Origin of the sequence: Janthinobacterium glycogeni (genome assembly GCF_051380725.1) — a bacterium.
Lineage (GTDB): Bacteria > Pseudomonadota > Gammaproteobacteria > Burkholderiales > Burkholderiaceae_D > Janthinobacterium.
In genome coordinates, this window is record NZ_JBNYXP010000001.1 from 215,572 (window position 1) to 227,096 (window position 11,525).

The following is an 11,525-nucleotide window of genomic DNA, read 5'->3' on the forward strand; positions in this document are numbered from 1 at the left end:
CATGATACCGGAGCGGGCGCCAAGCGGACAGGACATGAAATTGCCCGTATGTCACCGAGAGTCGATTAAAATGGGCACTCCACAGCAAACGGCGTTGCCGCCCATTCCCGCGCGACCATCTCCCATTCCATCGATGCCAGCCCACTCGCCCCCTCCCTGCCACCGCGCTTCCAGCTTCCGCGTCAGCGCCTGGCTATGCGGCTGGCCGCTCGTGCTCAGCCTGCTGTTCGGCCTGCTGGGTCTGGCGGGTGCGGCGCAGGCGACGCCCTTGCCTCTGAGCCAACAAGGCATCGCTCACCTGGGCAAGGGGGGACAACTATTTCTTGCCGGAAATGAAGCCGCGCCTGCCGATGCCGCCGCCCTGCCCGCCTGGCTGGCGCGCCGGCGCCCGGCCGACCAGGTCGACCTGTTCGGCGGCGCCTACTGGCTGCATGCGCAGGTGCGCAACGACAGCAGCGAAGCGGCCTGGGTCATCGACCCGAACGACACCCTGATCGACCTGGTCGACCTGCACGTGTATGGCCCCGGGGCGCACACGGCGCCGCGGACCTTGTTGACGGGCTACCAGCGTCCGCACGAATATTTGCTGCACTACGGTATGAATGTACAGTTGGCGCCTGGCGCCACGTACGACATCCTGATCCGCTTTTCCAGCCCCTACTACGCGCGCGCCCCCCTGTTCGGCGTGAAGACGCAGCAGGACTACCGCAAGCTGGTGGGCAAGGAAAACTTCCTGATGGTGGCGTCCATCGGCGCCCTGCTGGCGCTGGGCCTGTTCAATTTTTTCATCTTTTCCATCACCCTGGAAAAGGCATCGGCCTATTACGCGCTGTACGTGCTGACGTATGGCCTGGCCTGGGCCATGACCTTCCACGTCTTTGCCGACCTGTTCGACTGGCACCAGCTGCAGCTGCATTACGTGCCGTTTTTCCTGCTGCCCGTCTTCAGTACCCTGTTTTACATGCATTTCCTGCGCCTGCGCGACTACTCTCTGCTGCTGTACCGTCTCAGCAAGGTCAATCTGGCGTTGCCCTTGCTGCTGCTGCCCAGCTGCTTTTTCGCCCTGTCGTATGCGCACACGCTGGCCACCATCGCCATCAGTATCTGGATGCTGCTGGCGCTGATCTGCGGCATCGTCGTCTGGCGCCGCGGCTACCAGCCGGCGCGCTTCTTCGTGCTGGCCTTCGTCGCGCTGATGCTGCCCGGCTTTCTGATCCTGCCGGCCAACCTGGGCCTGATGCCGGCCATGGTGGCCAACGCCCAGCTGGTGACCCTGCTCGGCGGCACCTTCGACGGCTTGCTGCTGGCCTTTGCCCTGGCCGACCAGATCCGCCTGCTGCGCAACAACCTGGAACAGCGGGTGCAGGAACGCACCCTGGCCCTCACCCTCAGCAACGACGCCCTGCTGAAGGCCAAGGAGCACGCGGAAGTGGTCAGCCGCCACCGCATCGATTTTCTGTCCGCCATGAGCCACGACATCCGCACGCCGCTGGCCGGCGTGATCGGCATGCTGAAATTCGCCCTGCGCGACCAGTCCGTCAAGGGCCGCACGCAGGAATACCTGCGCATCGGTTTGCACAATGGCGTGTCGCTCCTGACCATCCTCAATGACATCCTCGACTTTTCCAAGATCGACGCGGGCAAGCTGACGCTGGAAACCGTGGACTTCGACCTGCTGGCGCTGATCGGCGACGCGTCCGGCATCGTGCAGGGCCAGGCCGACGCCAAAAGCCTGCTGCTGCGCCGCGAACTGGCGCTGGACCTGCCGCGCTACGTGCGCGCCGACCCCACGCGCCTGCGGCAAATCCTCATCAACCTGCTGGGGAACGCGCTGAAATTCACGGCCAATGGCGAAGTGCTGCTGGAAGTGCGGCGCGCCCGCACGCCGCCGCGCCGCGATGGCCGAAGCGAGATCGAATTCATCATCAGCGATACGGGTCCCGGCATCGACGCGGACACCTTGCCGCGCCTGTTCCAGAAATTCGAGCAGGCCGACCATTCCACCACGCGCCGCTACGGCGGCACGGGCCTGGGCCTGGCCATCTGCAAGGAACTGGTCGAACTGATGCAGGGCACGATCGGCGTGGAAAGCCGGGTCGGCATCGGTTCGCGCTTCCACTTCAGCTTGCCGCTGGAAGACGGCAGCGCGCCGGCGGCCGACGCGCGCCGGCCGGTGCGGCAGGCGCGCCACGCCTGCCGCCTGCGCATCCTGTGCGCCGAAGACGTGCGTACCAACCAGATCATCATCGGCACCCTGCTCGAAAGCATGGGCCATGAGGTAACCATCGTGGAAAACGGCGAACAGGCGCTGCGCGCGCTGGGATCTGGCCCCTATGACTGCGTGCTGATGGATGGCCGCATGCCGGAAATGGATGGCGAACAGGCCGCCCGCCTGATCCGCGACGGCGGCAATGCCCAATTCCCCATTCCCGACGCGCAGATTCCCATCCTTGCGCTGACGGCCAACGCCAGCGAACATGACCGGCAACGCTACCTGGCCGCCGGCATGGACGACTTCCTCAGCAAGCCCGTCGACGAGGCGCTGCTGTTCGAGAAAATCGACGCCATCATCGACCTGCTGCTGGCGCGCGGTCACGCGCTGCCGCAGGCCATACAGGCCGACGACGACACCCTGGCGAGCCAGTTCGGCCTGGACGAAGCCGACGACGCGCAGGCGCAAACGCCGGCGCCGGCCGATCCCATGACGGCGCCCGTGCACATTCTGCCGCTGGCAGGCCTGTCGCCGCAGCACTTGCAGCGCATCGCGCAAGCGTTCCTGACGGAAGCGCCGCGGCGCCTGGACCTGGCTTGCCACGCCGTACGCGACGGCAATGCCAGCGCCGCGGCCGCCGCCTTCCACGCCTTGAAGGGCAGCGCCGGCTACCTGAGCCGCCCCACCTTGCACGGCCTGTGCCACCAGCTGGAAACCCTGGCCTCGAACGGCCAGCTCGATAACGTGGAACAGTTCCTGCCGCAGCTGCGGGCAGCGCTGGACGTGGCGCGGCGGGACCTGGAAACTCAGCCCGCAGGCTGAGACATCCAGCCGCGCGATCGCAGCCACGCCAGCAGCAGTTGCGGCCACGCGGCCGGTTCGCTGCCCGGCTTGCCCAGGCCCCAGCCATGGCCGCCGTGCCGGAACTGGTGCAGTTCCACAGGCACGCCCGCGCGGTCCAGGGCGCTCGCCATCAATGTACTGTTTTCAGGAGGCGACACGCGGTCATCGAGCGCCTGCGCGATGAAGGCGGGCGGCGTGCGCGCATCGACCTGCCTGTCCACCGACAGCGCATCGCGCGCCGCCTGCGTGGGGTGAGCGCCCAGCAGCTCTTTCTTCGCATGCGTCGTGTCGAAAGGCGCTTCCATGGTCAGCACGGGGTACAGCAGCACGACGAAATCGGGCCGCGCGGAGACGGCGTCGAGCGCATCGGCGGGCGCATACAGGGCGGCGTCCGGCTGGACGGCCGTCATGCCGGCCAGGTGCGCGCCGGCGGAAAAACCGAGCATGCCGATACGCGCCGGGTCGACGCCCCACTCGGCCGCACGCGCCCGGATCACGCGCATGGCCCGCTGGCCGTCCTGGAACGGCGCGGCCGCCCCGCCGCCTTCCTGCGGCAAGCGGTACACGAGCTCAAACGCCGTGATGCCCTGCGTTTGCAGCCAGGCGGCGGTGGGGCCGCTTTCCTTGCCCGCCTCGATATGCGCATAGCCGCCGCCGCTGACCAGCAAGATCGCCGTGCCGTTCGGCCGCGCCGGGCGGTGTGCGATCAGGTAAGGCTGCTCCACCTGCGTGATGGCGCCCTTGGCGCTGTCGCGCTGCGGACCCGGTGCCGCGCCGCCGGGCGGCGCACCGGGCCACAGCACAATGGCGCACGGCGGCGCGGCGCCCGCGTGCTGGTGGATCAGGACAAGACACAACAGCATCAGGCCCCGCATGCCTAGAAATCCGTCTCACCCTGGATCACGGCCGGATAGCCCGTCATGGCGCGCGAGGTCTGCATGCCGGCCATCACGGCCGCCTCGACGCAGCCCGCGTTCAAGCCCGTCCTGATCCAGTCGCCCGTCAGGAACAGGTTGCTGAAGCCCGACTGGTCGGTCGCCAGCCGGTACTGCGTGCTGCCCACCACCGACATCACGTAGCGCTCGGACGGGTCGACGTTGGCGCGCCAGTACTGGCTGTCGAAGCGCGCCGGCCCCGTCCCCTCCTTCGCATCGACCAGCCATCGCCACGGGAACGCGCCCGGCCCGCCCGCCTCGGGCCACAGCGCGCCGATCTCGCGTTCCAGCTGGTGCAGCGCGCCCTGTTTCGCCTGGGCGGCGCAGCGGGCGGGAAAACCCGTGTCGGTGACGGGCGGGTAGCTGTCGACGGGGAAGGCGCTGCAAAAATACGAGACGTTTTTCGGTTCCAGCCCCGCCGGCCAGTCCTCGCGCGCCAATAGCTGGTCCATCGGCGCCCACGTGTCGTACGGCTCCGTGAAGGCCGACAACACGGGTTGCTGGCCCTTCGGCTGCGTGGTCCAGCCCAGCTGATGCAAATCCTTGTTGAGCCACACCTGGTAAGCCTGCGTGGCCACCGTTTTCACCTTGTCGGCAGCCAGTTGCAGGGCCGGGCTTTGCGCCAGCAGTTGCGGACACAGGGCTTGCAGCGAGCCGATGGAAATGCCGAACACCACCTTGTCGAAATCGACGCCCTTCTTCAAGACCGTGGCGGGCAGCGCGCGGCCGAACGCCTGCGCATACTGCTGCGGCCAGTCGCTCCAGTACGATTCCAGGTTGACGTCCTGCGCCTGCAGCAGCGCCGCCTGGGCCGGTTCGAGCTGCGCGTAATCGGGCGCGCTGGGCCAGCAAGCGAGGCCCTTCACGTCCACCAGCGGCGCGTAGCCGGCGGCCGGGTCCTTCAATTGCACCTGCTGCGTGATGCGGATGCTGTCGATGTCGCCCGCGCCCGGCACCAGTTCCTCCACGCGCTGGAAGAACCTGAATTCCACGCCCCTTTTTTTCAGCACTTCGTACAGCGGCGTGAAAATCGTGTCGCCCATGCCGGCCTGCATCTTGAACATGATGCCGCCCTTGTAGGCCAGGCCGATGCGCGCCATCGCCCGCAAGAGCGTTCCCGCCTCGATGTTCGGCTTGGCGAAATCGCCGCCCTCGTAGGCGAACACCAGGTCGTAAAAGCCGCGCACGGGCGCCGAGTTGACGCTGAACTGCTCGTCGCCTCCATGCTTGCGCAGCCAGGCGCGGAAATCGATGTCGTTGATGACGTCAAAACCGTTCTTGAACACGCCATCCTCGAACATGCCCTTCATGACCGTGATGCCCAGGTCCAGGCAGGTGAACAGGCGGCGCAATTCATCGTCGCCATCGATCAGCGCCCGGTAGCGCAGGCGCAGCCAGGCGCGGATGCCGTTCAGGGTGCTGGCCAGCAGCTGGTGGCGGGCCTGATCGTGGCGCCTGGAGTCGGGCGCGAGGTCGGCCACCAGCGCCGCCAGCGCGCCCACGGACAGGCCCACGTCGAGGCCCAGCTCATCGGCCTGTCCCACCACTTCGTCGGCCAGGCGGCGCAGCCAGCCCGGCCACACGCCCTCGCCCTGCGAGGCGCTGGCGCGCACGATGCGCGCGTCGGCGTCCGCCACCTGCCGGATCTGGCGTATCCACTGCTCGATCCAGCCCACCATGGCGATGGCCATCTGCCACAGGGTGACGTCTTCGCCGCCCTCGCCCGGCTCGCCCGGCAAGGTGGGAAAGACGATGGACCAGTTGCGCCATTGTCCCTTGACGTCTTCCGACAGGGCCACGTAATCGTGTTGTTTAAAAGCGTCGCGCCAGGTGGCCAGCGGTGCGCCGGGCGGGCGCTCCAGGCTGGCGTAGGCTTCCTTGATCATCCTGAAGGCGTTCGCATAAAAGCCGAACCAGATGTGCAGGCCGTGTTCCTCGATGCGCTGGCCCGCTTGCGCATTGCGCCCGCTGGCGCCCTTGCCGCCCAGGCGCCAGCCCAGCTGGTAGACGGTGATGGCGTGCCGGTTTTGCCAGCCCGGCTGGTTCGTCAGATAATACGCGGCGGTCATGGCCGCCACGCCGCCGCCGAGGATGGCGATCTTTTCCGGCGCGATGCGGGAATTGTCGACCAGTTCCTCGCCCGGCATGGCCGTGAAATCGAAATTCACATTGAAGGGCAAAATCGCCGCCTGCGGTCCCAGCTGCAAACCCAGGGTCTGGTCCAGCGGGAAGCTGTCGAAGGCGTGCAGCGTGCACTCGTACTCATAGCCGAGCAGGCGCGCGCTGTGCAGGCGGTTGATCTCGGCCGGCGCGGCCACCAGGGCCTGGTACACGGCTTTCACGCCCGCGCTGTCGGGGAATTGCTTGAGGAATATCTGGTCGATGCGCGGGTTGCGCAGCAAGGACAAAATATCGGCCCAGCCAGCCTGGTCCATGTCGAAGAAATCGGGAATCGAGAGGAAAATCTGGAACGCCTGCTCGATGAGCTCCAGGAAACTGTTGACGGGTTTGTGCGGCCCCGTCTGCACGGTGGCATTGACTTCCAGCAGCGGGTGCAGGGCCAGTTTCGTTTCCGGCGAAAAATGCTGGAAGCCCTTGGCGGCGACGGAACAGCGCAGCGGCTCGCTGCCGGCGGCGGGAATCTCGTAGTCGCACAGGTATTTCGGATAGCCGAACAGCTCGCGCCCGTTGATCAGGGCCATCGCGTCATCGACGAAAATATGGCACGGATACCAATAGACATGCGCGAGCTTGCCGCGTTCATCCATCTGCCCCACCATGATCCAGGTGACGATGTCGACTTCCGTGATCCAGCCCTTGGCCTGGTCGACGGGGTTGGCCGAGTCCGCATGGTTGACGCGCGTAAACGTCAGCATCACATACGGCGACAGGGCTTTCAGCGTCATCTTGCTGCCCGCCACCTGGTTCAGGGTGGTGTTCACGGTCGCTTGCAGCTTGGCCAGGTCGCCCCTGACGAAATAGCCGTACATTTCCGACTGCTTCAATTGCAGCGGCGAATGCATCATCACCGAACCGCCCTGATAAATATACGAAGGTCTTGCCGAAGGTATCGCCGTCATTGCCCTGCCCCTAAATGAAGTTTCAGACAAACAAGATTGCTATAGTGTATTTGAGAAAGAACAATGAATGATATGAAATAAATTAAAGGATTTGCCAAGATGCATAGGCTCAGCAGCCAGACGCTGTGCACGGCAGCCGGGGCAAGCCCATGCCATCGGGTGTACGATGAAGCATCTTGAGCGTTCCGAGCACCATGCCATGGCAATGATTACCACCGACTACGTTTCCACTTATTCAGGCAACCGTTTTTATCCCTTGCGCCCGCATATCGACAAGGTCGCCATCGAGGACATCGCGCACGGCCTCGCGTACCAGTGCCGCTTCAATGGACAGACGCAAGTGTTTTACTCGGTCGCCCAGCACAGCCTGATCGTCGCCGAACTGGTGCCGCCCCATTTGCGCCTGACCGCCCTGCTGCACGACGCGGCCGAAGCCTACCTGGGCGACATGGTGAAACCCTTGAAAGTGTTGCTGCCGGAATTTGCCGTGCTGGAAGACAAGGTCAGCGCCATCATCGCCGCCACGTATGGGCTGGATTTTTCCGACTACGCACCGATCAAGCGGGCCGACCTGATCGCGCTGGCCACGGAAAAGCGCGACCTGATGCCGCACTCGGCCGAACGCTGGGCTTACCTTGACGGCATCACCCCCTTGCCCGGTATAATCGAGGCCATGGGTCCGGCCGAAGCCAAGCAGCGCTTCCTGCACGCTTTTGCCCAGCTGGGCGGGCTTGGGCTGGCCGCATGACATGCTGCCACCTTGCCGCATGAATGGGCGCTAAGCCCCGGTTTTTGCACAGCTTTTTTAGATATCCACAGCAACTGTGGATAAAGTTGTTGATAAGCCCCTCTTGACAAGCCGCAACACCAGTATTGATGCGGGTTTCAACAATTTGCTGATTTCACAGGCAATTTTTTACCCTAATGAAATCAATGACTTGCAATCACGAATTTGCGCTCAAGCAAAGTTACTTCACCACCATGAAAATATATTTTGCTGTGCATAAGCAATCCTGGCGCCTGGCCGTCTTGCTTGAACAGCATTGTTTTGACAAACCCCGTAGACTGGCATAGTGTGGAGTAGCAAGCACGATCAACGGTGGATAAACGCATGAACATGGATAGCGACAGCGCCGCCAAGGGAGCGGACGAACCGGACTGGCTGGTCGACGAACCGCTGGAACGGGCAGACGCGGCGGCAGAGCCTGCCACCGCGGCGCCATGGCGCGTGCTGATCGTCGATGACGATGTCGACGTGCACGTGGTGACCAAGTTCGCCCTCAGTCAGGCCAGCTTCCAGGGCCGCAGGCTGAGCTTTTTGCACGCGTACTCGGGCGCCGAGGCGCTTACCTTGCTGCGCAGCACTCCCGATATCGCCGTGGTACTGCTCGATGTGATCATGGAAACCCAGGATGCCGGACTGCAAGTAGCGCGCCAGGTCCGCGAAGAGCTGCACAACAGCGCCGTGCGCATCATCCTGCGTACGGGCCAGCCCGGCCAGGCACTGGAACACCGCATCATCATCGATTACGACATCAACGATTTCTGGTGCAAGACGGACCTGACCACGCGCAAGTTGTTTACCACCGTGATCGCCTCGCTGCGCACCTATGCCACCTTGCGCGAAGCGGAGCAGCAGGTCGCCGAACTGGCTGCCGCCCTGGCCCAGTGCGGCGACACGCCAGCGGCGCCGGCCGGCGGCACGCCCTGAACGGGGCAGCTACTTTCAGTCATAAAAACAAGAGCACTGGATAGGCATACAGGCTTGTGGCATGCCCCATTTTGGCCCATCTTGACGCCCCTTTGCATGCGCCGAGCGGCCCCCATTTCCTAAGTGGCGGATTGTTAAGCGCTTTTTCAGATATCCACACGGACTGTGGATATCTTTGTGGATAAGGGCCTATTGACAGCCCTCAAAGCCACAGCCCGTGCGGCTTTCAATAAACTGCTCAATCAAACAGCAAAAATAAAATCCATTAAAATCAAACACTTAGAAAGTCACACATAATCACAAGAAAAATATTTCGCCAATTTCGTTAGCCCATCATTTGTGCATAACTGAGCCGTAATGATCAATCCGACAACACCGGGCTGACGTTGTCGGCAACACGGTTGCCGTTCGGATACTCAATGCACGGTCTGGCGGCGCTGCTCCGGATGCAGCAGCACGCGCTCGATCAGGTCGGGGGCGACATTGTATGACTTCAGGTATTCCAGCGCGCACAAGGTGCTGAAGGCTGCCTGCACGGCGATGCCCAGATTGACGATATCGGACATCTTCTGGTCGATGCGGGCATGCAGCACCACGGTTTTGGCGGGCATATGCAGCGTTTCTGTGGAATGAGGCATGATAAGCGACTCCTGCGAAGGGGACGGAGGGAGGGAGATGGCGTAGCGGTGCGCACCGCGCCAGCGCGGACAGGGACAGCGGTCATGTTGCCGATAAAAGTATTGCTGATAAACTCTCGATGTCAATGGCAGGGAAACATGAGTCACGGTTTTTTTCTTCCAGGCACAACCGCAGCCGAAAGCGATGGACAAGCGCGATCGGCCACGGCGATAATCAGCCATGCCCGCCCCCGCCTCCATCCAGCCCGACCCGCCCCGCCCGCAGCCCGCCTCGCTTGCCGACCTGTTCTTCTCGTTCACCTGGCTGGCCCTGCAAGGCTTTGGCGGCGTGCTGGCCGTGATCCAGCGCGAAATGGTCGAACGCAAGTGCTGGCTGACGCAGGAGGAATTTCTGGAAGACTGGGCCGTGGCACAGATCATGCCCGGGCCGAATGTGGTCAACCTGTCCTTGATGGTGGGCGGGCGCTATTTCGGTTTGAAAGGCGCGCTGACGGCGCTGGCCGGCATGCTGACCGCGCCCCTCGTCATCGTGCTCGTGCTGGGCGTACTGTACACGCGCTTTGGCGACAATCCGCAGATGGCGGGCGCCCTGCGCGGCATGGCGGCTGTCTCGGCCGGCATGATCGCGGCCACGGGCGTGAAGCTGGCGGCCGCGCTGGCCAGGCATCCGCTGCCCCTGTGGCTGACCTTGCCCATCACCGTGCTCGGCGTGCTGATGGTGGCGATCTTCCGCTGGCCCCTGCTCTACATCCTGCTGGGACTGGGCGGCATAGGCTGCCTGCTGACGTATCGAAAGCTGTCCGCATGAATCCGCCCCTGCAGCTGGCCTTGAGCGCGGGCGACTGGCTGAACCTGTTCGGCCACTACCTGATGCTGTCGCTGATGTCGATCGGCGGCGCTATTTCCACCACCTCCGAAATGCACCGCTTCCTCGTCGAACAGCATGGCTGGCTGACGCAGGCGCAATTCAACGAGTCGATCGCCATCGCGCAGGCGGCGCCCGGCCCGAACGTGCTGTTCGTCGCCCTGATGGGCTGGAACGTGGGCATGAATGCGGGCAGCTACACGGCAGCGTATCTTGGCGTATTCATCACGATGGTAGGCATCATGCTGCCCAGCACCACCCTCACCTACGTGGCGGCCCAGTGGGGCTACCGCAACCGCGACCTGCGCCCCGTGCGCGCCTTCAAGCAAGGCATGGCGCCCATCGTCGTCGCCCTGCTGATTTCCAGCGGCATGATTTTGGGCGGCGCCAACCACCAATGGAGCACCGACTGGCCCCTGTGGACCCTGTCCATCGTGGCGGGCATCATCATCTGGCGCACGAAGATCCATTTATTGTGGCTGCTGGCGGCCGGCGCCGTGCTGGGGTGGCTGCAACTGGTGTAGTGCTACACGGCCAGGTGCCGCTTCACGTCTTCGCCATCCATCTGTTCCGCTGTGCCGCTGGCCACCACCTGTCCGCGCGACAGCACGATGAAGTCGTCGGCCAGTTCGCGGGCGAAATCGAAATACTGTTCGCACAGCACGATGGCCATGTCGCCCCGCTGTTTCAACAAGGAAATGACACGGCCGATATCCTTAATGACGGAAGGCTGAATGCCCTCGGTCGGCTCGTCAAAGATGATCAGTTGGGGCTCGGCCAGCAGGGCGCGGGCGATGGCCAGTTGCTGCTGTTGCCCGCCAGACAAATCTCCGCCGCGCCGCTGCAGCATCTCCTTGAGCACTGGAAACAGTTCATACACGTGGGGATCGATGCGCGACGCCTGCCTGCCCCGCTTCACCGCCATGCCCATCAACAAGTTTTCCTCGACCGTCAGGCGCGCAAAGATGTCGCGCCCCTGCGGCACGTAGGCGATGCCCAGCTTGGCCCGCGCATGCGGCGCCAGCCTGGTGATGTCGCGCCCATGGAACGCCACCTTGCCCTGCGCCACGGGCAGCACGCCCATCAGGCATTTCAGCAGGGTCGTCTTGCCCACGCCATTGCGCCCCAGCAAGGCCAGGCATTCTCCCTTGCGCGCCGACAGGTTGATGCCGCGCAAGGTGTGCGAGGAACCATAGTATTGGTTCAATTGTTCGACTTCCAGCATAGTCTGTGATCTCCCC

The 11,525-nt window shown here is 63.8% G+C and carries 9 protein-coding genes; 5 read left to right on the forward strand and 4 right to left on the reverse strand.

Going from position 1 to position 11,525, the window contains the following annotated elements; genetic code table 11:
• Window positions 1-70: 70 nt before the first annotated feature.
• Window positions 71-3,034: a hybrid sensor histidine kinase/response regulator gene (locus ACQ4W4_RS00995; RefSeq protein ID WP_436540428.1), complete on the forward strand. Its 2,964-nt coding sequence runs from the start codon at window positions 71-73 to the stop codon at window positions 3,032-3,034.
• Here the strand turns inward: ACQ4W4_RS00995 and ACQ4W4_RS01000 are convergent.
• Together ACQ4W4_RS01000 and ACQ4W4_RS01005 are read right to left on the reverse strand one after the other, a co-directional pair.
• The gene (locus ACQ4W4_RS01000) at window positions 3,019-3,918 is read right to left on the reverse strand and encodes an alpha/beta hydrolase (protein WP_436540429.1); all 900 of its coding nucleotides are present in this window, start codon (window positions 3,916-3,918) and stop codon (window positions 3,019-3,021) included. The genes ACQ4W4_RS00995 and ACQ4W4_RS01000 overlap by 16 nt on opposite strands.
• Window positions 3,919-3,932: 14 nt before the next feature.
• Window positions 3,933-7,070, reverse strand: a complete 3,138-nt coding sequence (locus ACQ4W4_RS01005; protein ID WP_436540430.1) for an NAD(P)-binding protein — start codon at window positions 7,068-7,070, stop codon at window positions 3,933-3,935.
• A gap of 199 nt (window positions 7,071-7,269) precedes the next feature.
• Here ACQ4W4_RS01005 and ACQ4W4_RS01010 point away from each other — a divergent pair, with 199 nt between their 5' ends.
• Window positions 7,270-7,818: a phosphohydrolase gene (locus ACQ4W4_RS01010; protein ID WP_436540431.1), complete on the forward strand. Its 549-nt coding sequence runs from the start codon at window positions 7,270-7,272 to the stop codon at window positions 7,816-7,818.
• Between the two features lie 363 nt (window positions 7,819-8,181).
• Window positions 8,182-8,781: a hypothetical protein gene (locus tag ACQ4W4_RS01015; RefSeq protein WP_436540432.1), complete on the forward strand. Its 600-nt coding sequence runs from the start codon at window positions 8,182-8,184 to the stop codon at window positions 8,779-8,781.
• A 416-nt stretch (window positions 8,782-9,197) separates the two neighbouring features.
• On the opposite strand, the gene ACQ4W4_RS01020 is transcribed toward ACQ4W4_RS01015, so the two are convergent.
• Window positions 9,198-9,419, reverse strand: a complete 222-nt coding sequence (locus tag ACQ4W4_RS01020; RefSeq protein WP_070290717.1) for a hypothetical protein — start codon at window positions 9,417-9,419, stop codon at window positions 9,198-9,200.
• A 220-nt stretch (window positions 9,420-9,639) separates the two neighbouring features.
• Here ACQ4W4_RS01020 and ACQ4W4_RS01025 point away from each other — a divergent pair, with 220 nt between their 5' ends.
• Window positions 9,640-10,227 carry a chromate transporter gene (locus ACQ4W4_RS01025; RefSeq protein WP_436540433.1) on the forward strand — a complete coding sequence of 196 codons (588 nt, stop codon included), beginning with the start codon at window positions 9,640-9,642 and terminating at the stop codon, window positions 10,225-10,227.
• Window positions 10,224-10,808: a chromate transporter gene (locus ACQ4W4_RS01030; protein ID WP_436540434.1), complete on the forward strand. Its 585-nt coding sequence runs from the start codon at window positions 10,224-10,226 to the stop codon at window positions 10,806-10,808. The genes ACQ4W4_RS01025 and ACQ4W4_RS01030 overlap by 4 nt, the downstream gene beginning before the upstream one ends.
• A gap of 2 nt (window positions 10,809-10,810) precedes the next feature.
• Here ACQ4W4_RS01030 and urtE read toward each other — a convergent pair whose 3' ends face one another.
• Complete coding sequence (urtE, locus tag ACQ4W4_RS01035) at window positions 10,811-11,509, reverse strand: urea ABC transporter ATP-binding subunit UrtE (protein WP_436540435.1); 699 nt, start codon at window positions 11,507-11,509, stop codon at window positions 10,811-10,813.
• Window positions 11,510-11,525 lie beyond the last annotated feature (16 nt).

Excerpts from the sequence above, each read along its gene's own strand:
- ACQ4W4_RS01000 (WP_436540429.1), bottom strand. The coding sequence starts at position 3,918 with ATGCTGTTGTGTCTTGTCCTGATCCACCAGCACGCGGGCGCCGCGCCG.
- ACQ4W4_RS01015 (WP_436540432.1), top strand. The coding sequence starts at position 8,182 with ATGAACATGGATAGCGACAGCGCCGCCAAGGGAGCGGACGAACCGGAC.
- ACQ4W4_RS00995 (WP_436540428.1), top strand. The coding sequence starts at position 71 with ATGGGCACTCCACAGCAAACGGCGTTGCCGCCCATTCCCGCGCGACCA.
- ACQ4W4_RS01020 (WP_070290717.1), bottom strand. The coding sequence starts at position 9,419 with ATGCCTCATTCCACAGAAACGCTGCATATGCCCGCCAAAACCGTGGTG.
- ACQ4W4_RS01025 (WP_436540433.1), top strand. The coding sequence starts at position 9,640 with ATGCCCGCCCCCGCCTCCATCCAGCCCGACCCGCCCCGCCCGCAGCCC.
- ACQ4W4_RS01030 (WP_436540434.1), top strand. The coding sequence starts at position 10,224 with ATGAATCCGCCCCTGCAGCTGGCCTTGAGCGCGGGCGACTGGCTGAAC.
- ACQ4W4_RS01010 (WP_436540431.1), top strand. The coding sequence starts at position 7,270 with ATGGCAATGATTACCACCGACTACGTTTCCACTTATTCAGGCAACCGT.
- urtE (WP_436540435.1), bottom strand. The coding sequence starts at position 11,509 with ATGCTGGAAGTCGAACAATTGAACCAATACTATGGTTCCTCGCACACC.
- ACQ4W4_RS01005 (WP_436540430.1), bottom strand. The coding sequence starts at position 7,070 with ATGACGGCGATACCTTCGGCAAGACCTTCGTATATTTATCAGGGCGGT.